A 22598-nucleotide genomic window follows, 5' to 3' on the forward strand; every position below is an offset into this window, starting at 1 on the left:
CCTTTATTTATTATAAAGCATCATCAATTTATTATTCAAAATTACATCCGTGTTAAATCTTCCTCTAAAAGTAGTTGACATTGTTTTAGTGCCTGGTTTTTTTATTCCGCGAGTTGTCATGCAGCCATGTTCACCTTCTATAATAATGGCCACATCCGGGGAGTTAGTTACCTTCTGCATAATATCAGCTATGTCTGTTCCTATTCTTTCTTGAAGTTGCAATCTGCGACCTACCATATCAGCTATTCTTGCTATTTTACTTAGTCCAATAATCTTTTTAGTAGGGACATATGCAACTGAAACTTTCATATTATACATAAGGGCTAAATGGTGTTCACAATGGCTGAATATTTGGATATCTTTCATTATAACTATATCCAGGGAGTCATCATTAACTATTAAATCATCAACAAACGTTGTATTAAACATCTCAGCAATTTCATCATTGCTATAGCACATGCCAGCGAATACTTCTTCATACATCTTGGCTACACGTGCAGGGGTATCTTTAAGTCCCTCACGACATGGGTCATCACCTAAAGCTATTAAAATTCCTCTTATATGTTCTTCTATTGCTTTTGTATCAATTGCCATAATTTTATACACCTCTCTTATTTGGATCCCAGATGATTTTATGAAGTTGAATTTGAAGATTAACACCATTCATTTTATTATCCTTCATAAAGTCTACAATCATCTCTAGGTCAATTTGTCCAAATACTGGACTAATATATACATTGGTTTTATTAGAAAGCTCATATTTATCTATTATGAATTTGGTCTTTTGTAAATCTTCATTGCTACCACACACAAATTTAACAGTATCTTTATAACTTAAAGATGCAAAGTTATCTAAATTCATTTTATCTTCCATATTACTCCAGGGTAATTTATAATCCATATTAAAGCTGGGCGGATTTTCTATAATGTTAAATTCATTTAAAGAGGCACTGCCATTAGTTTCAATTTCAATATGAAGCAAGCTATCTTTAGAAAGCATTTCTAACAATTCTATAATTCCTTCTTGAAGTAAGGGCTCGCCACCGGTTAAGGTTACATTTTTAATTTCGGTAGATTTAATATATTTATATATGTCTGTTGCTGTCATGAGGTCATAACACACATCGGGAGTATTAGCCCAAGTGGTATCGCAGTAGCTACAATTTAAATTACAGCCTGCAAATCTTATAAATACTACAAGCTGACCTGAAAGAGGACCTTCTCCGTTGACGCTTGTGAACTTTTCAACTACTTTAAATTTCATTTTAACGTGCCTCGCTTTCTTCATATGTTGCACTGTTAGTTGGTGTTTCATAAACCGTAGTTCTTTTTACATTATAGCCTATATCCTTCATTAGTTTAAAGAAAAACCCTGCAAAGTTTTCTGCTGTTGGTCTAAAATCAACCACAATCACATTAAAGCCATCTTGTTTTATACAATTTAAGGTTTCGAAACGCATAGTGCCTTCTTGCACTATTAAGGCGTGGTCATAACAATCTACCATGGCTTTAACATCTTTTTTTAAATCCCCAAAATCTATTACCATACCATCAAGTTGACCGCCTTTTAGCAAGGTTTCTGATTGTACGTAAACTTCAACCTTCCATCTATGTCCGTGAATATTTGAACATTTTCCCACGTAACCAGAAAGAAAATGTGCACTGTCAAAGCTATGTTCTGCCTTTAAAATATACATATAGGACACTCCCCCTAGAATTTATGTTAATTTAATTATTATTTTTCCCGAAATCTACATAATTTTTATATTTTATAGTTTTTTTATAAATAAAAAAGGGCATAATACACCCTATACAAAAAAAAGCTACCTAAAACGGTAGTTACGTCCTAGTTTTGTTTATAGACAGGATGGTTTAGAACTGTCTTATTAAGTTTTAACATTTTTATGGTACTATAAATTACTTGCTATGTCAAATTTCAATTACAATTTCAGTTTACTTTAAACTAAAATTGTGTAATAATATTAAGTTGTAAAAGCAAATTTAATTGTATTATTTATGGTAAAATATTGGTTATAAAATATTTGTTATAAAATATCTAAAAAATAACGGTGCAAGTGAGGAGTAATAATGAAAATAGGATTTGATCAGAAAAAATATTTAGAAGAACAATCAAAGTTTATCTTAGAAAGAGTTAATGATTATGATAAGTTATATTTAGAATTTGGTGGGAAACTTTTCAATGATCTTCATGCAAAAAGAGTTTTGCCAGGTTTTGATGAAAATGCAAAAATTAAGTTACTACATAAATTAAAAGAAAAAGTTGAGGTTATTATTTGTGTATATGCAGGAGATATCGAAAGAAACAAAATAAGAGGGGACTATGGTATCACTTATGATGTGGATGTCTTAAGATTAATTGATGATTTACGCGCTTATGAACTTGATGTAAATAGCGTTGTTATCACTAGATATGATGAGCAACCAGCAACTAAGATTTTTATAAATAAGCTTGAACGCAGAGGCATAAAAGTATATAAACATAGGGCAACTAAAGGATATCCTTCAGATGTAGATGCAATTGTAAGTGATGAGGGATATGGTAAAAATCCATTTATTGAAACAACAAAATCTATTGTGGTTGTAACTGCACCAGGACCAGGAAGTGGTAAGCTAGGTACTTGCCTTAGTCAACTTTATCATGAACATAAGCAAGGAAGAGCTGCCGGTTATTCAAAATTTGAAACCTTCCCAGTATGGAATGTTCCACTAAAGCATCCACTAAATATTGCATACGAAGCTGCAACAGCAGATCTTAACGATATAAATATGCTGGATTCCTTCCATTTTGATGCTTATAATAAGATATCTGTAAACTATAACCGTGATATTGAGACTTTTCCTGTACTTAGGAGAATTATAGAAAGAATAACAGGAGAAGAAGCTGTTTATAAATCTCCAACAGATATGGGAGTTAATAGAGTAGGATTTGGAATTATTGACGATGAGGTTATAAAAGAAGCATCTAAACAAGAAATAATAAGAAGGTATTTCAAAACAGGTTGTGAATATAAAAAAGGTTATATAGATAAAGAAACCTTCGAGAGAGTAAAGCTTCTTATGGAAGAACTTAATTTAAAACAGCAAGATAGAAAAGTTGTTATGCCTGCAAGAGAGCGCTCAGCTAATTTAAAGCAATGTTCTAATAAAAATGAAGCTTGCCCAGCACTTGCAATAGAGCTTAATGATGGAACAATATTAACTAGTAAAAGTTCAGATATAATGGATGCAACAGCTGCTATAATTTTAAATGCTGTTAAATATTTTGCAAATATAGATGACGAAATTCATCTTATTTCTCCAGTTATACTTGAGCCAATTATAAATCTAAAATCAAAAATATTGGGCAGTAAGAAACCAGCTTTAGATTGTGAAAATGTACTAATTGCACTTAGTATATGTGCTGCTACTAATCCAACAGCAAAGGTAGCTATGGATAAGTTAGTAATGTTAAAAGGATGTCAAGCTCACTCAACCACAATTGTAAGTACAAATGATGAGCAAACTTTTAGAAAGCTTGGTATAGATATAACATCTGATGCAGAATACGCAACGGAAAGTCTTTACTACATATAGTGCCACACATGTGGCAAGTGGCATGGTGTAAGTCAAAAAAATGTCATCCGCGTGATAAATGGTAAATTATACAAATAAATAATAGGGATAGTTAATAACTTTAATAAATTATTAACTGTCCCTATTATTTTGTTTTATTATTTGTTTGAAATTATCCTATAGATAGTAGTATAAAATAATAAAAGTAACGACTATAAATGATAGAGTAGACTTATTATTGGTAATGAGATGATTAATAGCAAAAAAAATAGTATGATTAATATTAACTTGTGTTGAAAGGGGATAAATTATATGTATAAAGTATTATTAATTGAAGATGATAGTTCAATTTCTGAATTGTTGGCAAATCATATAGAGAAATATGGTATTGAATGTTTAGTATGCACTGATTTTGATAATGTTACTGAGGAATTTATAAAAATTGATCCTCACCTTGTATTAATGGATGTTAATTTGCCTAAATACGATGGATTTTACTGGTGCAGAAAATTAAGACAAATATCAAAATGCCCAATCATATTTATTTCAGCAAGACTTGGTGACATAGATCAGGTATATGCTATGGAAAATGGTGCTGATGATTATATTACAAAACCATTTTCATTTGACATTGTTCTAGCAAAAATAAATGCCAATTTAAGAAGGGTATATGGAGATTATGCAAAGGAGCAACAAGAGCGAACACTGATAAAGGGAAGTTTAATATTCTATTTTGAAAGTCTTATTATTGAGAATGATGCTAAAAAAGTAATGCTTACAAAGAAGGAAGGAACCCTTGCAGCAGTTTTGATAGAAAATTCTCCAAAGGTTTTAAGTCGTGAAAAATTACTTGCCAAGATTTGGGATGATGAAAGCTTTGTTGAGGAGAACACACTAAATGTCAATGTTGCCAGACTTCGAAAAAAATTTGAGGAAATCCATGCAAAAGTAGAAATTGAAGCAGTACGTGGACTAGGCTATCGTCTAATTGAGGTGTAATATGAAATTATTTTTAAAGGATATTATGGGATTCGTAATACTTTATATAGTTAGCTTTATAGCTTTAGTATTTCTTTATAAGAAATTAGATGGTTTTGAGCAAAACATGGGTTATTTTATATTCTTAAGTTCATTTTTACTCTTTTGTTTTTTAATATACAGGTATATTTCAAATAGACAACTTTATAGAAAGCTTTCAGAAAAACCAGAACACATTGAAGACATGTTAACTCAAGATGCTCATTCAGAATTAGAAAAAGCTTTTTCAAAAAACATGCAGGAATATATGAAACTTTACAACAGTGAAATAAACAGTTTGGAAAATGCTCAAAAAGAGTATAAAATAATGCTAAATCAATGGGTACATCAGATGAAGACACCTATTTCTGTTATAAATCTGCTGGCTGAGAATAATATGGATAATACAGATTTTCAAAAGGTGATATTTCAAACTCAAAGACTTGATTATGATCTCTTACAAATATTAACTTTTCTTAGGATGGATGATTTTGCAAAAGACATGAAAATCGAAAATATAAATCTTAAAGAAACTGTTTTACAGGTAGTAAATGAGTTGAAAGAATTTTTTATTATTCAATCTGTATTTCCAAAAGTATCAATACCTACTGAGTTAATTATAAACACAGATAAAAAATGGTTAAAATATGCAATTTATCAAATAATAAATAATGCTATAAAATATAGCGATAAAAATAAAATTGTCAATATAAACTCATATGTGGAAAAGGATATGCTTATTCTTGAAATTAGAAATGAAGGTGTAGGTATAAAAAAAAGCGATATTAACAGAGTTTTTAATTTATTTTTTACTGGTGACAATGGTCGTACTTTTGGAGAATCAACTGGAGTAGGATTATATATTGTAAAAAAAATAATGGATTTGCTGGGACATAAAATTTATGTGAAATCAAAGCCAGGAGAACAAACAACATTTTATATGCATTTTAAGTCTTGATAAATATTTCAGGGCTTTTTTTATTACAAAGATGTAATGAAAGTGAAATGTTAATAAATTGTTGGAATTAGAACATTGAAGTATTATTAATGTAATAAGAGGAACAAAATGCTTGTTCATGGTATGAAAAAAATATCACATTGCTTAATAGTGACTAGCAAATGATAACTTAAAAAAATTGAAGGAGGATTTATTATGAGTATATTAGAAGTAAAACAGCTTGAAAAAATATATTGTGGCAAAGTAAACTATACAGCTTTAAATGGTGTGAGTTTTGACTTGGAAGAGGGTGAATTTGTTGCTATAATGGGACCTTCAGGTAGTGGAAAGACCACTTTGCTTAATTGTGTGTCTACAATTGACAGCCCTACCGGTGGGCAAATTATAGTAAATGGTAAGGAACCTCATGAATTAAATAATGATAAGCTTGCGAAATTTAGAAGGCAGGAACTTGGTTTTGTTTTCCAAGATTTTAATTTGGTAAACACCTTGACTGTAGAGGAAAATACAATTTTGCCTCTTACTCTTGATAGCATTCCAGAAAAAACTATGAATAAGCGATTGAAAAGTGTAGCGGAACTACTCAGTATTGAAGATCTACTTAAAAAGCGCACCTTTGAAATCTCTGGTGGTCAAGCTCAGAGAGTGGCAATTGCTAGAGCAATAATTCATGAACCTTCTTTACTTCTTGCAGATGAACCCACAGGTAACCTAGATTCAAAAGCTGTGAAAGACGTAATGGATCTTTTTGCATCAATAAATAAAAGTCTTCATACCACAATTTTAATGGTTACCCATGATGCTTATGTGGCCAGTTTTTGTAGTAGAGTAATTTTTATTAAAGATGGGAAATTATATAACGAAATTCATTGCGGACATAATAAAAGTGAATTTTATGGAAAAATTATTGATATGCTAAGCTTTTTGGGAGGGGAAAGAAATGACCTTAAATAAACTTGCTTTAAATAATGTGGTAAGGGATAAGTGGACATATTTTGCATACTTTTTAAGCAGTATGTTTTCGGTTTTTATATTCTTTTCTTTTTCAGTTTCAATGTTTCATCCTGATTTAAGCATTATCCAAAATGGCTCTGCACTATCCATGGCGATGGCGGCTGGAGCTACGCTTGTATATGTTTTTTCATTTATGTTTATCTCTTATTCTGTAAGAGCTTTTATGAAATCTCGGAAAAAAACTTTAGGACTTTTCACAATAATGGGTGCATCCAAGAAGCAACTTAATAAAATGATATTTAAAGAAAATATGCTCATCGGTGTTGCAGCAATAATAACGGCAATTATATTTGGACTTGTGTTTTCACCACTTTTTTTAATGCTTGCAAAAAAAATAATGGTTGTTGAAGGTTTTGCAATGTATGTTCCAATTAAAGCCATACTTTTGACTTTTGGTATGTTCTTTATATTATTTTTAATAATATCACTTATTTCTTAATTTTTATTGGCAAAGAAAAGGTTATAAAAATGTTGAAATCAGATAAAACAGATGAAAGGGAGATGGTATTCTCACTTTTATTTATGATAATTGGAGTATTAATAATTTTATCTTGTATTTTTATCTTTCTATTTTATAGTAAAGTTGATGCATTGAAGGCTTTTATGGATACTGGAATGGGTACTTGGTTGATGTTTGGAGTTCTTCTAGTTGTAATATATATTTTATATGTACAAATATCAATTTTAATAATAGAAAGTATGAAAAAAAGAAAAATGTATCATAGAAGAACCAATATGATTATAATAGCTGATATTAAATCAAAACTTCGTGAAAATGTAAAAATGATGTATCTTATTACGATTTTATTTACAGTAGCATTTTATACAATTGTTATGCTTTATGCTCAAAATATAGATGTGGAAAAGAATACAAAGGCTAATTTTCCACTTAACTATATTTATGTATCACAAAGCAATAATAATCATGAAAAGGAACATGTAAAACTGCTTCAGGATGCTTTAAGCGGAAAAAATGGGTATGAAGAATATAAATATAAAGTAAAGTATAAAGGTGAAGATAATAGAAATGGCATAATGTCTGAGAGTGAGTATAATTTAGCTTTAAAGGGTACTTATGGTAAATCAATTTCACTTAAAAAGAATGAGGTTTATATAGTGAGTGGTTCACCAAAAATTATGCCACCTAATTACATAAGCAATCAGATAAAAAGAAGTTTAGAAAAAGAAGGGGTTACGCCCATTGTAGCAGGCATAAGTAAACAAAATATAACACCATCAGGCTTTTTTGACACAATCACCATATTTAATGATGAAATATTAAGGGAATTAGATAGAAAAGAAACTTATAATGTTGTGAAAATTTATGGGTATAATACAAATAGCTGGAAAGAAGAAGGAAATATTACAAAAAAATTGAAATCAAAGATAATAATGGAGAAAGAATATAAGTTTGGATTTTTTAGTGCAAATGAACTTTTAGAAACTGAAAAAAATTCTAAAAACCTTATGCTTTATGTAGGCTTTTCTATAAGTTTAATTTTTGTTATTGCAGCTTCAAGTATGATATATTTCAGACTTATTACAGAACTTGAAAAAGAATGTGTTAAGTTTAAAGGAATAGTAAAGCTTGGCCTTTCAAAAAAAGAACTTTCGAAGATTATATCTACACAGAATTTTATATTGATGTTTGTTCCATTTCTAGTAGCGCTAATATTGCTCTTTATAGGCATAGGATCTACAAGTAACAATTCAGGTAAATCATATTTTACAGTTGCACTGTCCTGTTCTGCAGCATTTTTAATGATTCAGAGTATGGGTTATATTATGGTGAATTCAAAATATAAAAAGGCTGTATTCAAAGAAGTTATTTAATATTAAAAATTCATATTGACTCTGACCTAACGTTATAGTTTATTATAAATTTATAGGAGGATAATAGTAAATGCATTTATAGTTTGACACTTTAGTGCATGTATCATAAAAAATCATGAGAAGCTTGGAAGGTGATTACTAATTAAGAATAGTGGAGTTGATTTTATGCCTTATAAAATAAAAGAAGTAGCTGATATTGTTGGGGTAAGCGTACGTACACTTCATCATTATGATCAAATTGGTATATTAAAGCCAGATTCTGTAACAGCAGCCGGATACAGACTTTACAATGATGTTGACCTTGAAAGATTACAGCAAGTTTTGTTTTTTAAAGAACTGGATTTCAATTTGGAAGAAATAAAAGAAATTTTAGATAATCCAGACTTTGATAGAAAACATGCATTAAGAGCTCACAGAGAACTACTGATAGAAAAAAAGAAGAGACTAAGTAAGATAATAAAATCTGTAGATAAAACTATAGATTCCATTGAAGGAGGAATAGATATGAATAACAAGGAAATGTTTGAAGGCTTTGATATTAGCGAAATAGAAGCAGCTAAAGAAAAATATGCAGAGGAGACAAAGCAAAAATATGGTGACTCTGAGGCCTACAAGGAAAGCGTTAAAAAAACCTCAAAATACACAAAAGCGGATTGGGATAGAATAAATATAACAAATGAAAAAATCTACAGTAAAATTGTAGCTAATATGCATAAGGGAATAGCGGACCAAGAAGTTCAAAATGCAGTAGCTGAGCTAAGACAGGAAATTACAAATAGTTTCTATAATTGTACTATAGAAATATTTAGAGGCCTTGGAGATTTATACGTTAATGATGAACGCTTTACAGCTAATATCGATAAGCATAAAGAAGGTTTAGCTAAGTTCTTAAATGAGGCAATGAAGTATTATTGTGATGGTGCAACCAACGTGGCACGTGGCAAGTAAGAGGAGGGACAGTTAATAATTTTTATAAATTATTAACTGTCCCATTTAAGATTCTATTATTACATGTTTTACAAAAAACAACAAAATAACAAATAAAATTGTAACATTTATATTAAAATGGTACTATTAAGCTGTAAATCCTTAAATTCTATAACGGATTCCATTATTATATTTTAAATTTTGTTGCGGGGATAAATAAATATGGCGATTATAAAGAATAACAAATTAAAAAGAATGATTGTAATATCTATAATTATTGCAATCACTTCACAAATAAATATGAATTTGCTTATATCTGATTTTAGAGTTTCGGTGGCAATAATATTATTTCCTGTATTTCTATACTTTTTTAATGAACTAGATACTATAAAAACAGGGGTTATGTGTGCTATTTCTGTTTATCTTTTAAGAGTAGGTATTTATTTTATTGAAAACGGGAGTTTTATTGAAATTTTATTAGCTTATTTCCCAGAGATATTCTTTTATGCTTTTTATAGTATATTTTTTAAAATCTTTAATAAAACAATAACCACAATTGATTTAAAAAGATTATTAATAACATTGATATTAAGTGATTACCTAGGAAATTTTGTAGAAATAATAATAAGAAACTTTGAGAAGTTTACTATGCTAAAATTAAATGCAGTTACCACATTATTTTATGTTGCAGTTATACGTTCTATTATAAGTTTAATAATATTAAATAGTCTAAAGTTTTATAAGTTACTTCTTCTAAAAGAGGAACATGAAAAAAGATATAAAAAACTTCTACTACTAACTTCTGATTTAAAAACAGAAATGTATTGGATGAAAAAAAACATGAGTGGCATAGAAAAAGTTATGAGTAACGCTTATGAATTATTTGAAAAAATATCCATAGAAGAAGAGCCAGACACCTGGGCTAAGCGGTCTTTAAATATTGCTAAAGATGTTCACGAAATAAAGAAAGAATACGGACTTGTTGTAAGGGGTATTGAAGAAATAACAGAAGATAAGACTACGGATAAAGGTATGTATTTTAAGGATATTATTAATATATTAGAAGATAGTATGAAAAATGAAGTGAAATTTAGAGAACTTAATGTAGCTTTAGTTTTTAAGATAAATAAAAATTTTTATACAACTAAACATTATTATCTTATGTCTATTTTTAGAAATTTAATTATGAATTCACTAGATGCACTAAGTGCTAGAACTCATAATGTTTGTATTTCATTTGTAGAAAAGTCAATAGAGGAAAAATTTATTTTTGTGATAAGTGATACAGGCTCTGGAATAAAAGAATGCGATTTAATGTACATATTCTCTCCAGGATTCTCAACTAAAATCAATTATAGTACAGGTGAAATAAACCGTGGGCTTGGGTTAAGTATTGTTAAAAACATTGTTGAAGAAGGTTTAAAGGGTACTATTAAAGTGAAATCTATAGAAAATTCTGGAACTACTTTTTACATAACTATTAATAAATCAGAACTGGAGGACTCAGAATGAATATATTTATAATCGAAGATGATATTATTATTGTTAAGATTTTAGAAAAAATAATATGTGATAGAGATTTGGGTACCGTTTTAGGATATTCTCTTAAAGGTTGAGAAGGCCTAGAGGAGATTCAGTGTCTGAATCCAGATATAGTTTTATTAGATCTTTTCATCCCTGGCGTTGATGGATTATCCATAGTTAAGAATGTAAAACCTACGCGTCCTGAAATGCAATTTATAATGATTTCTCAGGTATCAGCTAAAAATATGATTGAAAAAGCCTATAAAAATGGAATAGAATTTTATATACAAAAACCAATAAACGCAGTTGAGATTGAAACTATTATAAAAAAAGTGTCTGAAAATTTAGAAACCAACCGAACTTTAAATCAAATTCATAAACTTTTTAATAAAGATACGATTATTCTAGATAGTAATTGTTTGAAGTCAGAAGATGAAATGCAAACAATAAAAAATATAATGCTCAGAATAGGAATAATAGGTGAAGTGGGCAGTAAAGATTTAATTGATATTACTGTATTCTTAATGAAAAATAATGAATACATGGACAACTATACCTTAAAAGAATTATGTAATAAATTTACTGATAATCCTAAATCCATGGAGCAAAGGATTAGAAGAACCATTTCTACGGCTATGAGCAATATTGCCAGTTTAGGAATAGAAGATTATATGAACGATGTTTTTGTAGAATATTCAACTGGACTTTTTAATTTTGAACAAGTAAAAAAGGAAATGGACTATATTAGAAAAAAGAGCTCTGATAGAGGGAAAGTAACCATAAAAAAATTTATTGATGGGCTTATTTCCTACTGCGAAAAATAATTATTAAAATTTTTTTATTGCATTTTGAAGTCTTGCGAAGTTTTTTGAAACTTTGCAATTATAATAATTGTATGACAAATCGCAATATTGAAAATTCATTGTAATTATTTTAAAGTACAAAGGAGGAAAATATGTTTATATTAATTAAAGGTATTGGATTATTACTTTTCACATTATTCCTGTTTTCACTTTTTAGTTTAAAAATGCCTAAAGGTCAAAAGGCTATGTCTGGACTTGCAAATGCCGCTGTAGCAACATTTTTAGTTGAAGCAATACATAAATACATAAGCGGAAATTTATTACACATTAAATTTTTAGGTGAAGTGGGTGCTGCGTCTGGAAACATGGGCGGTGTTGCTGCTGTAATACTAGTTGGTTTAAATATGGGATTAAATCCTGTATATGCAGTAACGGCTGGTGCTGCGGTATTGGGATATGGCATTCTGCCAGGATTTGTAGCTGGATATATAATTTCATTTATCGGACCTATTTTAGAGAAAAAACTTCCAAAAGGATTAGATATAATAGTTGGTGCTCTTTTGATCGCACCGCTTGCAAGAGGAATTGCTTTTGGGGTGGATCCAATAGTAAATTCAACGTTACTTAGTATTGGAGGTATGATTGCAGTTGCTGCAGTGCAATCTCCTTATATAATGGGTTTCTTATTGGGCGGAATTATGAAAATGATATGTACATCTCCTTTAAGTTCTATGGCACTAACAGCAATGCTTGGATTACAAGGTCTTGCAATGGGTATAGCATCTATCGCCTGTGTTGGTGGATCTTTTACAAATGGTATAATGTTCAAAAGGCTTAAACTTGGGGATAGAAGCAATGTAGTAGCTGTGATGCTTGAACCACTAACGCAAGCTGATATAGTAACTGCAAACGCACTTCCTATATATTGTTCAAACTTTATAGGTGGAGGACTCGCTGGGTTAAGTGCTGCTTATTTTAAAATAATAAATAATGCACCTGGTACAGCATCACCTATTCCGGGATTACTTGCACCATTTGGTTTCAATGAACCTAAATCAGTTATTTTTGCTGTATTATTTGCTATATGTGGTGGAATTATTGGTGGACTTGTTGGTTCTACTATAACTCTTCATCTTAGAAAGAAAACGAGTAAAATGGTTGAAGAAGAAACAATTGCAGCATAATATGCAATCTACAGGTCAAGTTGAATAAGTAAAGAATAAAATCCCACTGATATCAAAGGATACAGTGGGATTTTTATAATAAACAAGTAGTCAGTGCTATAAAAATTTACTTCCATAATAACAGCACCCAATGGCTCCATTAAATTGTGGATCCTCAATAGACACTATCTCTTCATAATCATCTTTTAAATATTTCTTTATTGCAGCATTACTAGCAACACCGCCAGTTAAAATTAATTTTTTACCTTTAAATTTACTTAAAAGTGGTTTAAGCCTTTTGTATAGAGAGAAATTAACACTAGAACACAAGCACTCTATACTCACACCTTCAGCTATTTTTCCAATTAACTCTGACTCAGAAAACACAGCACAGGTCGAATTAAGTTCCACAGGATTTTCATAATGCACACTCATGTCCTGGAGTGATATTTCCAGTATATTTGCCATATTCTCTAGATACCTACCACAGGATGCAGCACATTTTTCGTTAAGCTCTAGGTCTGTAATGAGGCCTTTTTCCACTTTTACAACCTTAACATCTTGCCCACCTACATCTAAAAGTATAAAATCTTTTAATCCAGTTTGATAAAAACCTCCATACACATGTGCTTTTAGTTCATTTATTGGGGTGAACAGCAATAAATCGGTGTTGTTTTTTCCATAGCCTGTAGACACAGCCTTATCAATTTGACCAATATTAAGCTTTTCTAAATTAACAATAATCTTACCATCAAAGTCGCAGTAATTTTTGTAAAAGTTCATGGTACTTACTTTTACCTTCTGTATTATGTTATTGTCTTCCATTAAAACAATTTTAACCTCGCGGCTTCCAAGGTCTATACCTAACACTCGCATTTTACAGCCTCCTTTAAGTCTAGTAGCATATCAAGAAAAGCTTCTAACCTAAGTTTTGTTCTTGCATCTAAGACATTTAACTTATCACCTTCGATATTTAATATGGGAATATCCAATTTTTCTTTTAATACAATATGTTCTACGGCTCTATAGCAAAAGGCTTGAGTGTAATGAATTATACCATCTAATTTTCTTTCATGGATTTGCTTTTGTAATTCTTGAGTCCTAAAGTTTGTATCATAAGGATAAGTGTAGTCGTAATATTGCTGAAATATATCTAATGCACTATCTGCTCTTGGAAAAGCAAATTCTCTTTGAACCTCATTGTACACAAAATTAGCATCAAACTTCTCTACAAATTCATATATATCTGCAGTCATAGGAGGAACCCCTATATATCCAAGTCGCAGTTTTTTATTTACTTGTTTTCTGTTTTTCATATCACAAATAACTTTTTTAAGGTCAGCTTCAAATACATCTATATCTCCATTAAAATCGCTTGTGCACACCTGGTGTAGATGGTTTTCAAAGCCCGTAGCTTTATTATGAATATAGGTCAATTCATCAATTTCTTTAGCGAGGCATCTAATTTCATTTAGTCTTTTTCTAACAACTTCAACCTCGTCAATTGTTACATTAAAGGTGCTCATAAATTCATTTATTTCACGTTTTACATCCTCTGTTTTATGACTATGTGGAAAGGAAAAGGGATAAACTTTAATTCCTTTTAACTCAAGTACGTCAATAAGAGCTTTTGTATTAGAACAATCACCCTCCACAACTCCAACTATTTCTGTGATGTTGTTTTCTAAGCACGCACCATAAATTCCCTTTGTCCAAGTGCAGAGGCTTTTAGGAAATCCATCCCTTTCTGCAATATCTATATATTTCAAATAGTCCTTAGAGGTTATAAAAACATTATTTAGATCTACTGGGGTAAAACCTGCTGCAATAAGAACCTCTACTGGTACGGTAGTTGTTAAGCCTATTTTTTTCATTATAAATCCTCCTAGTTGGTATAACTTATAGTTGGTAATTGATGGTGGACAGCGAGTGTCATCTATTTTTTCTATGCAAAATTAAGCAAATAAAAAAGGGCGTAAACCGCCCTTAAACAAAAAACTACCTAAAAACAGTAGTTACGTCCTAGTTTTGTTTATAGACAGGATGGTTTAGAACTGTCTTATTTAAGTTTTATATTTATAAAGTTTACTATATGCTGAGCAGTATGTCAAATAGAAGGTGGCACCCACGTGGTAAGTCTGCTTTATACATTAAGATATTCAAATTGACATGTTGTTGCCACATTAATGAAGTATGATAAGATAAGATAAATTATATTATTTATTACTAAATATAATAGAGAAGTTTCAATTTGCATACTATAAATATTAAAATCTTGTTAATAGAGTGTAAAGTTTTATTTAATATTGCAAAAACTTCACGTTTCGTTGATTTAACCTGTGATATAGTATAAATTAATTGATAGTAAATTTTTTAATTAAATATTTAAAATCATTTAAAAATATTCAAAAATATGTAAAAATGCAGAAGTATAAACGCGCAAAATGTATAAAGGTGTATAAAAGGGGTGTTAATTTGTTATTTAATTCCATTGGGTTTTTAATATTTTTTCCACTAGTTACAATTCTATATTTTTTAATACCCCACAAGTTTAGATGGGTATGGCTACTAATAACTAGTTACTATTTCTATATGTGTTGGAATCCCAAATATGCAATATTACTGGGTATATCAACTATAATTACATATATAAGTGGATTATTAATAGGAAAAGTAAATATAATTAAAGATGTACATAGGGCTACTAGACTAAAGAAAATCATTGTTTTTGCAAGTTTTGCTAGTAATTTAGGAATTTTGTTCACATTTAAATATTTAAATTTCTTTCTTTCAAGTTTAAATACGGTACTATTAAAATTTCATATTTTGCTAACAATACCAACCTTTGATTTTTTGTTGCCAGCAGGTATTTCCTTTTACACATTCCAAGCTTTAAGCTATACTATGGATGTTTATAGGGGAGATATTAAACCAGTAAAAAATTTAGGGAAATATGCTTTATTTGTATCTTTTTTTCCACAATTAGTAGCGGGACCTATAGAAAAATCCAAGGATTTATTATATCAATTTAATGAAAAACATTATTTTGATTATGATAGAGTAAAAAATGGTTTATTACTAATGCTGTGGGGATTTGTTCAAAAAGTTTTAATTGCAGATAGGTTAGCACTATTAGTTAATACAGTATATGATAATCCAAAGAATTATAAAGGTTTTGAAATTATAATTGCTACTGTTTTTTTTGCTTTTCAAATATATTGTGATTTTTCATCCTATTCTGATATAGCAAGGGGCTCAGCAGAAGTTATGGGTTTTAGACTATCTAAAAATTTTGAAAATCCTTATTTTTCGAAATCTATAAAAGAGTTTTGGAGACGTTGGCATATTACTTTAAGTGGATGGTTTAAGGACTATTTGTATTTTCCTTTAGGAGGAAACAGATGTAGTAAACTAAGAAATTATTTTAATATCATGGTTGTATTTATAGCCAGTGGATTGTGGCATGGCGCAGCAATAAATTTTGTTATTTGGGGAGGATTACATGGAATATACCAAGTATTAGGAGATTTATTTAAACCAGTAAAAGAAAAACTAATAAGTATATTTAAGATTAAAACCGATGTTTTGGCATATAAGGTTTTTCAGGCTTTAACTACATTTATACTTGTTGATTTTGCATGGATATTTTTTAGATCAGGCTCATTTACCTATGCTAAAATAACGATTAAAAATATGATGACCTTTAACCCGTGGGTATTTACTGATGGTTCTATATTTAAGTTAGGCTTAGATGAAAAAGATTTTTTAATATCAGTAATTGGCATATTTATTGTTTTAGCTATAAATGCTATTCAGTCATGTAAAAGCTTGCGATTAGAATTAGCAAAGCAAAATCTAATATTCAAATGGAGTTTGTATCTAGTTACTATAACATCAATATTGGTATTTGGAATGTATGGTCCAACATTTGATGTTCAAAAATTTATATATTTTCAATTTTAATGACATTTCAGAAGGAAGGTATCCCATTTCTATAAGTGGGGGTCAGATACTACAACAAAAAAAATCAGCGGGAGTCTAAATTTCCTTCTGAAGTCATTAATTGCAGCTCCGCAGGAGATGATTTAATGACATTTTAGGATTATGGTTGTAACTATAGGAGGCGCTCCAGTGAGTAAAAAAAGAATTTTAAAAATAAGTGTTTTTACTATTATACTAATGTTTATTCTATTAGGTTTAAATTGGTTATTCATATTAAAAACAGGTTATCGTAATAATTTATATCAAGGGTTATATGCAAATACAGGGGATAAATATGATGTAGTATTATTAGGATCTAGTCATATGCATTCAGGTATTAGTCCGAATTTACTATGGAAAGATTATGGAATAACTAGTTTTAATTATGCAACAGCTGGGGAACCTATTGATGTTACATATTATCTATTAAAAGAAATATTAAAAAAACAGGAGAAACCTATTGTTGTAGTAGATTTATATTATTTAGGCTTAACTGAGGAATATGGAGAAGAAGGGTACATTAGTTATGTGCTTGATAACATGAAATTCTCTAAAAATAAAACTGAAGCAATTTTAGCCACTACGCCTAAAGATGAAAGAGCAAATTATTTTATTCCATTTATAAGGTATCACAGCAGATGGAAAGAAGTATCTAAATTGGATATTCAATTTAAAAATTTAGATAATTATTATGAAAAGGGCTTTAGCGCTGGAGAAGAAAAGTATGGTAAAGAAAATAAAGCTAATCTTTCGAGCAAGGGGGTAGGACAACTTCCACCCAAATCAGAAGAGTATTTATACAAAATGATTAATTTATCTAAAGAGCAGGGATTTAAGCTTATATTTACTAATATGCCATACGATGAAACAAGTACAACGGGTATGAAAAATTGGACTCAAAATCCAGGGGAAATGTTTAATAAGGTAGAACAAATATGTAAAGAAAATAATATTGAGTTCATTAATTATAACAATAAGTATAAAGAAATTGGATTTGATTTTAAGTCTGATATGTTTAATAATGGTCATTTAAATATTTGGGGATCCAATAAAGTTACAAATTATTTAGGTGAATTATTGAAGACAAAGTATGATTTAACGGACCACAGAAATGATAAAAGCTTTGAACAATGGAATGAGGATTATTTACTGTATTTGAAAAATCATCCAATTACAAAGTAGCTAACTGATAAACTTTTATGGTTTAAATGCAAAGAACTGCCACAGAGATATTATCTGTGGCAGTTCTTATTGTGTGCTATAAACTAATTAAGTAATTGTACTTTTATGTATTTAACACCCCAATTAGAAACTTCTGCATTTGTATTGAAAAATACATCTACAAAATTTCCTTTTATACCAGAACCTGTATCAGCCGCTACAGCATAGCCGTAACCTTCAACATATAGCTTTGTTCCCATGGGAATGATTCTAGGGTCTACAGCTATGGTGCTATAACCGTTTGGATTTCGGACAGCTTTTTTTCCAGAAGAGGTATAAGCGCTGTTTATTCCATCAGCTGCAGAATAAGCAGTGGCCTTTACATTAATAATTTTTCCGGCGTTATTTGAAGAGCCTCCTCTTGAGAAGGTTATGGCTTTTAAAGTGCCTTGAACTATAATTTTACTCTGTGGTGCTTTAATTACCGTTTCTTTAATAAGTTCTCTAGCAATTTCTTTTCCGTTCTCATAAGTTACATTTGAAGTAACACTTTTTTCGCCTGGTTTTCCTACTTGTGAAACCTTGCTTTGAGATGTTAGTGTGTTATTATCAGCTTTAATTACTGTTTTAAAATCAATAGGCTTTTTTTTGGTTTCTGTTACCGTTTTAAACCTTGTTATTATAATTTTCATATCGCTTGATATCTGGGTTTCTAATGATGGCGAAATCTTATCCGTAGCACCAAAAGCTATCCTTTGTGCTTTTAGCATTTCGGCAATATTTTTCTCAGTAGATTTTATATTAAGTTCCCTATTATCTACAAAGACTTTAAGATCTACAGGCGTAATAGCATTGCTAGCTAAAGTGCTGCTAAAAGTTTTTTGGTAAGTTACTGGTTCAAGTTGTTTACCATCTACAACTACCGTACTATCCTCTTTTATGAAGCACATAAAAATAGTTAAGGCTGAAATTATTGTCACCAGTATAAAATTAATTACAATATTTCCTCGTTTATATTTTATAAATTTAACTATAACAATCATCTCCTATTATAAATTTGGGTATAATTATCTATGTGGTAAGTCTAAAAGTGCAGCTTTTTTTTATATTTGATGCTTAAGAGTAATCTGAAAAGATGCATGAGATAGGGGATTTATGTATGTCTATACCATTATATGTATGATTATTTATCGTAATAGTAGTATAGCACAGTTGTAAGTGCATGGGAATTATTATTTTTTTTTCAATTCATATTGAGTATAATAAAGTAAATTTAAGACCGAGAGCCGAGGTGTTTTTTTATAAAAGGAAATAGAATAAGTGCGTATGAAGCTTGTTGAAGAGTATGAAAATTAGACGACGTAATTATTGAAATTGGAAGTACGAACAATGGTCTTTGAAAATTGAATAATACGGTATTGAAAATAAGAATAATTGCTATATTTTACAAAAATAGTGATTATTCATATAAAAATATGCTATAATTACCATTAGTTAAGACGACACCGTAAGAAAGTTTGAATTAAAGGTTAGTTATATTAGCATTGGAGGAAAAATAATGGATATACAGGTTGTAAAAGTTAATAACGATGAGAAAGAGATACTTCAAAATTTGCTTGAATTATATTGTTATGAGTGGTCTCAGTATAACAAGCTTGATGTTAATCAATTTGGGTCATATGAATTCGCAGTATTAGATTGTTGGACAGAAGAAAATCATTATCCTTTTTTCATAAAAGTTGAAAAACCGAATAATCCCTTTAAATGCCGTATTATTACATAACTGAATTTTACGGCATTTACTAGCAGTAGTGTTAAATTTTTTACCTATTGAGGGATACAATTCTTTTGTAACTGAAGATAAAAGTTCAATATCATTCACTACCAAGTTTATGGATTAGCTCAATACATATATACATTTATATGGTCAGGTATTCCAATTAATGAATAATACTAGTTATTTCAGTGATCATATCTGTTGGTTGACTTTTATTAATTTTACTTTCGTTTTCATTAAGATAAGTAATTACTTTTTTCACATCCCTATTATATATGCTGTTATCTACCAATTGTCTAATTCTTTCAACTAATACTTCCAGGGCAAAAGGTTTTACAATATAATAATCTGCTCCTAGTAACATGGCTCTTTGGATTATTTTATCATGACTAACTGCTGATAAGACTATAATACGAGGCATTGGATCTAAATTCATTGTATTTAACCTCTCTAGAACACCCAAACCATCAAGATTAGGCATAATTATATCAAGTATAACTAAATCAGGTTTTTTATCTTCAATCATTTTTAATGCTTCTTCTCCATCTTCTGCTATTCCAGTAACAACAATATCCTTTTGAAATGATATATGTTCATTTAGCAAATCACGAAAATCTTTGCTATCTTCAACAATGATTATGTTTATTTTTGGTTCTTCCATGTTTATGATCTCCTTTACAATTTGGTTATATATACCAATAATAATTTCAACAAAACATGGTAAAATCCTTCTAATCAAAAACATATTTATAAATATTGTTGAATGAGCAATATAAAAGACTATAAAAGTAGATAAATGATAATCGAGAATGCTATGGAAGAATTAAAAGAAAAAAACATTATATTAGAATTGGAGAATGAGAAATTAAAAATTATGAATGCAAACCAGGAAGAAATTATAAAAAACATACATGAAACATTAAAGATGAGTGCCTTGTTATAAAAAAGTCACTTATCGAGCTATCATCGCTAAGTGGCTTTCGTCAAAAATTATACATAAACATTAACTAAGTATAATAATATAGGTCTAAATATATTTTACTAAAGCCGTTGGCATCACTTGATTACATGAAATATAATAGAATAAAAGTTTTAACATATGTTATAGTGTATATAATATATGGGTTTTGAATATTATAAGGGAGGCACAACATGTTTAGTCCTATAAAGAATACAAAAGTTTACGAACAGGTAATAGCTCAAATAAAAGATATGATCGATAAAGGTATCCTTAAAAAGGGAGACAAACTTCCTTCAGAGAGAAATTTAGTGCAGCAATTAATGGTAAGTAGGGCTTCTATTAGGGAGGCGCTTAGAGCATTAGAAGTTATTGGACTTATCGAGTGTAGACAAGGAGAAGGTAATTACATAAAAACAAGTTTTCAAGATAATTTATTTGAGCCACTATCAATTATGTTTATGTTAGAGGGAAGTGATCCAGAAGCAATCTGGGAGCTTAGGAAAATCATGGAGGTGGAGGCCGCAGGTCTGGCTTCAAAGAGGATAACCTGTGAACAACTAAGTCAGCTAAAGGAGATTACTGAAAAATTCATGAATTGTGGGGATGAAAATATTAATGCTGAAATTGACAAACAATTTCATTATAAGATTGCAGAATGCTCAGGAAATGTTTTAATATTTAATATTCTTAAAACAGTTTCGACCCTTGTAGATCACTTTATTGTGGATGCAAGAAAATTAATATTAGCTCATAAGGAAAATAAGGATATACTTTTTAATCAACATAATGAGATATATTTATCTATGGAAAAACATAGTTCAGCAGGTGCTCGAAAGGCAATGCGAGAACATTTAGACTTTGCAAATAAGTATATGAAAAAAGAAAACTAATTTTGAAATATATGGTTTTATGCAAAACGAAAAATGAGAGTAATATCAAATATTACTCTTATTTTTTTTTTGCATAAAATAAATCTTACCGTTAACTATTTAACTATTATAGAAATATTTTAAATAGTGTGTTATTATAATTTAAAGGTGGTCAGACCATACTACCAAAAATGAGATTTTGAATTTTCTATAAGAATGATTGGAGGAAAATATATGAAAATTTTAGTTTGTATCAAACAAGTTCCAGGAACTTCAAAAGTTGAAGTAGATCCAGTTACAGGTGTTTTAAAAAGGGATGGGGTAGATTCAAAAATGAATCCCTTTGATTTATATGCATTAGAAACAGCACTTAAAATTAAGGAACAAAAGGGTGGAATAATTAAAGTTATAACTATGGGACCACCACAAGCAAAGGATGTAATTCGAGAGGCATACATGATGGGCGCAGATGAGGGCGCATTAATATCTGATAGAAAGTTTGCAGGAGCAGATGTTCTTGCTACATCTTATACAATTTCGCAAGGCGTAAGACAAATGGGAAAATTTGATCTTATATTATGTGGAAAGCAGACTACAGACGGAGATACTGCTCAAGTAGGACCAGAAATGGCTGAATATTTAGGTATTCCACATATTGCAAACGTTTTAAAGATAATAGAATTAAAAGAAAAATCAGTTGTTGTAGAAATGGATATGGCAAATACTATTGAAGTAGCTGAAATTAAGTTTCCTTGTCTTTTAACTGTAGATAAAGATATATTTCAACCAAGACTTCCATCTTATAAGAAAAAAATAGCTACAAAAGATAGAGAAATAAAAATGATAACACTGAATGACTTTGAGGATAAAGATGAAAAGAAATATGGACTTAATGGGTCACCAACTCAGGTTGAAAGAATATTTCCACCATCTGCAAATAATGATCGAGAAACATGGACAGGCAGTGCTGAAGAGCTTAGCCTTAAAATAGCTACAAAACTTAAAGAGTTAAAATTTGTATAAAGAAGGGTGGAATT

The 22598-nt window shown here is 29.8% G+C and carries 24 protein-coding genes; 16 read left to right on the plus strand and 8 right to left on the minus strand.

Annotation, left to right across the window (positions count from 1 at the left end):
* Window positions 1–3: 3 nt before the first annotated feature.
* The 3 genes from folE to queD are packed head-to-tail and all read right to left on the minus strand — an operon-like array spanning window position 4 to window position 1697.
* Window positions 4–594, minus strand: coding sequence for a GTP cyclohydrolase I (gene folE / locus G9F71_RS06810; protein ID WP_125006600.1), 591 nt, complete (start codon window positions 592–594; stop codon window positions 4–6).
* A 4-nt stretch (window positions 595–598) separates the two neighbouring features.
* Window positions 599–1264: a putative 7-carboxy-7-deazaguanine synthase QueE gene (gene queE / locus G9F71_RS06815; RefSeq protein ID WP_164951269.1), complete on the minus strand. Its 666-nt coding sequence runs from the start codon at window positions 1262–1264 to the stop codon at window positions 599–601.
* Between the two features lies 1 nt (window position 1265).
* Window positions 1266–1697, minus strand: coding sequence for a 6-carboxytetrahydropterin synthase QueD (gene queD, locus G9F71_RS06820; protein ID WP_125006596.1), 432 nt, complete (start codon window positions 1695–1697; stop codon window positions 1266–1268).
* A 391-nt stretch (window positions 1698–2088) separates the two neighbouring features.
* Between queD and G9F71_RS06825 the strand changes: the two genes are divergently transcribed.
* From G9F71_RS06825 to G9F71_RS06870, 10 genes are all read left to right on the plus strand, one after another.
* Complete coding sequence (locus G9F71_RS06825; RefSeq protein ID WP_164951270.1) at window positions 2089–3594, plus strand: DUF1846 domain-containing protein; 1506 nt, start codon at window positions 2089–2091, stop codon at window positions 3592–3594.
* 291 nt (window positions 3595–3885) lie between these two features.
* Complete coding sequence (locus G9F71_RS06830) at window positions 3886–4572, plus strand: response regulator transcription factor (protein WP_164951271.1); 687 nt, start codon at window positions 3886–3888, stop codon at window positions 4570–4572.
* Between the two features lies 1 nt (window position 4573).
* A complete protein-coding gene (locus G9F71_RS06835) occupies window positions 4574–5548 on the plus strand; it encodes a sensor histidine kinase (protein ID WP_224626235.1) in 975 nt (324 codons plus the stop codon).
* A gap of 195 nt (window positions 5549–5743) precedes the next feature.
* The gene (locus G9F71_RS06840) at window positions 5744–6502 is read left to right on the plus strand and encodes an ABC transporter ATP-binding protein (RefSeq protein ID WP_164951272.1); all 759 of its coding nucleotides are present in this window, start codon (window positions 5744–5746) and stop codon (window positions 6500–6502) included.
* Window positions 6489–7001, plus strand: coding sequence for an FtsX-like permease family protein (locus G9F71_RS06845; protein ID WP_224626238.1), 513 nt, complete (start codon window positions 6489–6491; stop codon window positions 6999–7001). Before G9F71_RS06840 ends, G9F71_RS06845 begins: the two co-directional genes overlap by 14 nt.
* Before the next feature lie 29 nt (window positions 7002–7030).
* Window positions 7031–8395, plus strand: coding sequence for an ABC transporter permease (locus G9F71_RS06850; RefSeq protein ID WP_224626240.1), 1365 nt, complete (start codon window positions 7031–7033; stop codon window positions 8393–8395).
* 165 nt (window positions 8396–8560) lie between these two features.
* Complete coding sequence (locus tag G9F71_RS06855; RefSeq protein ID WP_164951273.1) at window positions 8561–9343, plus strand: MerR family transcriptional regulator; 783 nt, start codon at window positions 8561–8563, stop codon at window positions 9341–9343.
* A gap of 201 nt (window positions 9344–9544) precedes the next feature.
* Window positions 9545–10834: an ATP-binding protein gene (locus tag G9F71_RS06860; protein WP_164945447.1), complete on the plus strand. Its 1290-nt coding sequence runs from the start codon at window positions 9545–9547 to the stop codon at window positions 10832–10834.
* A gap of 119 nt (window positions 10835–10953) precedes the next feature.
* Window positions 10954–11670, plus strand: coding sequence for a response regulator (locus G9F71_RS27565; protein ID WP_224626644.1), 717 nt, complete (start codon window positions 10954–10956; stop codon window positions 11668–11670).
* Between the two features lie 131 nt (window positions 11671–11801).
* The gene (locus tag G9F71_RS06870) at window positions 11802–12833 is read left to right on the plus strand and encodes a PTS sugar transporter subunit IIC (protein WP_164945448.1); all 1032 of its coding nucleotides are present in this window, start codon (window positions 11802–11804) and stop codon (window positions 12831–12833) included.
* A 96-nt stretch (window positions 12834–12929) separates the two neighbouring features.
* Here G9F71_RS06870 and G9F71_RS06875 read toward each other — a convergent pair whose 3' ends face one another.
* On the minus strand, window positions 12930–13688 hold the full coding sequence (locus G9F71_RS06875) for an acyl-CoA dehydratase activase (RefSeq protein WP_164951274.1): 759 nt from the start codon (window positions 13686–13688) through the stop codon (window positions 12930–12932).
* Window positions 13676–14686: a 2-hydroxyacyl-CoA dehydratase family protein gene (locus tag G9F71_RS06880; protein ID WP_164951275.1), complete on the minus strand. Its 1011-nt coding sequence runs from the start codon at window positions 14684–14686 to the stop codon at window positions 13676–13678. The genes G9F71_RS06875 and G9F71_RS06880 overlap by 13 nt, the downstream gene beginning before the upstream one ends.
* A 601-nt stretch (window positions 14687–15287) precedes the next feature.
* Here G9F71_RS06880 and G9F71_RS06885 point away from each other — a divergent pair.
* Together G9F71_RS06885 and G9F71_RS06890 are read left to right on the plus strand one after the other, a co-directional pair.
* Window positions 15288–16775 (plus strand): MBOAT family O-acyltransferase, encoded by a 1488-nt coding sequence (locus G9F71_RS06885; RefSeq protein ID WP_164951276.1) that lies wholly within the window; start codon window positions 15288–15290, stop codon window positions 16773–16775.
* Window positions 16776–16943: 168 nt separating this feature from the next.
* Window positions 16944–17975: a hypothetical protein gene (locus tag G9F71_RS06890; protein ID WP_164951277.1), complete on the plus strand. Its 1032-nt coding sequence runs from the start codon at window positions 16944–16946 to the stop codon at window positions 17973–17975.
* 83 nt (window positions 17976–18058) lie between these two features.
* Here the strand turns inward: G9F71_RS06890 and G9F71_RS06895 are convergent, their stop codons facing one another.
* Window positions 18059–18934, minus strand: a complete 876-nt coding sequence (locus G9F71_RS06895) for a 3D domain-containing protein (RefSeq protein ID WP_164951278.1) — start codon at window positions 18932–18934, stop codon at window positions 18059–18061.
* A 578-nt stretch (window positions 18935–19512) separates the two neighbouring features.
* On the opposite strand from G9F71_RS06895, the gene G9F71_RS06900 reads away from it, so the two are divergent.
* The gene (locus G9F71_RS06900; protein WP_164951185.1) at window positions 19513–19737 is read left to right on the plus strand and encodes a hypothetical protein; all 225 of its coding nucleotides are present in this window, start codon (window positions 19513–19515) and stop codon (window positions 19735–19737) included.
* On the opposite strand, the gene G9F71_RS27735 is transcribed toward G9F71_RS06900, so the two are convergent.
* Both G9F71_RS27735 and G9F71_RS06910 read right to left on the minus strand, forming a co-directional pair.
* Window positions 19648–19836 carry a sporulation initiation factor Spo0A C-terminal domain-containing protein gene (locus G9F71_RS27735; protein WP_224626242.1) on the minus strand — a complete coding sequence of 63 codons (189 nt, stop codon included), beginning with the start codon at window positions 19834–19836 and terminating at the stop codon, window positions 19648–19650. The two genes, G9F71_RS06900 and G9F71_RS27735, sit on opposite strands and share 90 nt — an antisense overlap.
* Window positions 19837–19894: 58 nt before the next feature.
* On the minus strand, window positions 19895–20392 hold the full coding sequence (locus tag G9F71_RS06910; RefSeq protein ID WP_224626244.1) for a response regulator: 498 nt from the start codon (window positions 20390–20392) through the stop codon (window positions 19895–19897).
* Window positions 20393–20527: 135 nt separating this feature from the next.
* Between G9F71_RS06910 and G9F71_RS06915 the strand changes: the two genes are divergently transcribed.
* The 3 genes from G9F71_RS06915 (at window position 20528) to G9F71_RS06925 (ending at window position 22584) form a co-directional block, all read left to right on the plus strand.
* A complete protein-coding gene (locus G9F71_RS06915; RefSeq protein ID WP_164951279.1) occupies window positions 20528–20674 on the plus strand; it encodes a hypothetical protein in 147 nt (48 codons plus the stop codon).
* A 209-nt stretch (window positions 20675–20883) separates the two neighbouring features.
* Complete coding sequence (locus tag G9F71_RS06920) at window positions 20884–21582, plus strand: FadR/GntR family transcriptional regulator (protein ID WP_164945454.1); 699 nt, start codon at window positions 20884–20886, stop codon at window positions 21580–21582.
* A 213-nt stretch (window positions 21583–21795) separates the two neighbouring features.
* On the plus strand, window positions 21796–22584 hold the full coding sequence (locus G9F71_RS06925; protein WP_164951280.1) for an electron transfer flavoprotein subunit beta/FixA family protein: 789 nt from the start codon (window positions 21796–21798) through the stop codon (window positions 22582–22584).
* Window positions 22585–22598 lie beyond the last annotated feature (14 nt).

The sequence above is a fragment of the Clostridium sp. FP2 genome (assembly GCF_011065955.2).
Classification (GTDB): Bacteria; Bacillota; Clostridia; order Clostridiales; family Clostridiaceae; genus Clostridium_AD; species Clostridium_AD tagluense.

Excerpts from the sequence above, each read along its gene's own strand:
- G9F71_RS06880 (WP_164951275.1), bottom strand. The coding sequence starts at position 14,686 with ATGAAAAAAATAGGCTTAACAACTACCGTACCAGTAGAGGTTCTTATT.
- G9F71_RS06850 (WP_224626240.1), top strand. The coding sequence starts at position 7,031 with ATGTTGAAATCAGATAAAACAGATGAAAGGGAGATGGTATTCTCACTT.
- G9F71_RS06830 (WP_164951271.1), top strand. The coding sequence starts at position 3,886 with ATGTATAAAGTATTATTAATTGAAGATGATAGTTCAATTTCTGAATTG.
- G9F71_RS06915 (WP_164951279.1), top strand. The coding sequence starts at position 20,528 with ATGATAATCGAGAATGCTATGGAAGAATTAAAAGAAAAAAACATTATA.
- G9F71_RS06870 (WP_164945448.1), top strand. The coding sequence starts at position 11,802 with ATGTTTATATTAATTAAAGGTATTGGATTATTACTTTTCACATTATTC.
- G9F71_RS06900 (WP_164951185.1), top strand. The coding sequence starts at position 19,513 with ATGGATATACAGGTTGTAAAAGTTAATAACGATGAGAAAGAGATACTT.
- G9F71_RS06825 (WP_164951270.1), top strand. The coding sequence starts at position 2,089 with ATGAAAATAGGATTTGATCAGAAAAAATATTTAGAAGAACAATCAAAG.
- G9F71_RS06840 (WP_164951272.1), top strand. The coding sequence starts at position 5,744 with ATGAGTATATTAGAAGTAAAACAGCTTGAAAAAATATATTGTGGCAAA.
- G9F71_RS06835 (WP_224626235.1), top strand. The coding sequence starts at position 4,574 with ATGAAATTATTTTTAAAGGATATTATGGGATTCGTAATACTTTATATA.
- queD (WP_125006596.1), bottom strand. The coding sequence starts at position 1,697 with ATGTATATTTTAAAGGCAGAACATAGCTTTGACAGTGCACATTTTCTT.
- G9F71_RS06925 (WP_164951280.1), top strand. The coding sequence starts at position 21,796 with ATGAAAATTTTAGTTTGTATCAAACAAGTTCCAGGAACTTCAAAAGTT.
- G9F71_RS06910 (WP_224626244.1), bottom strand. The coding sequence starts at position 20,392 with ATGGAAGAACCAAAAATAAACATAATCATTGTTGAAGATAGCAAAGAT.
- G9F71_RS06920 (WP_164945454.1), top strand. The coding sequence starts at position 20,884 with ATGTTTAGTCCTATAAAGAATACAAAAGTTTACGAACAGGTAATAGCT.
- folE (WP_125006600.1), bottom strand. The coding sequence starts at position 594 with ATGGCAATTGATACAAAAGCAATAGAAGAACATATAAGAGGAATTTTA.
- G9F71_RS06875 (WP_164951274.1), bottom strand. The coding sequence starts at position 13,688 with ATGCGAGTGTTAGGTATAGACCTTGGAAGCCGCGAGGTTAAAATTGTT.
- G9F71_RS06855 (WP_164951273.1), top strand. The coding sequence starts at position 8,561 with ATGCCTTATAAAATAAAAGAAGTAGCTGATATTGTTGGGGTAAGCGTA.
- queE (WP_164951269.1), bottom strand. The coding sequence starts at position 1,264 with ATGAAATTTAAAGTAGTTGAAAAGTTCACAAGCGTCAACGGAGAAGGT.
- G9F71_RS06860 (WP_164945447.1), top strand. The coding sequence starts at position 9,545 with ATGGCGATTATAAAGAATAACAAATTAAAAAGAATGATTGTAATATCT.
- G9F71_RS06845 (WP_224626238.1), top strand. The coding sequence starts at position 6,489 with ATGACCTTAAATAAACTTGCTTTAAATAATGTGGTAAGGGATAAGTGG.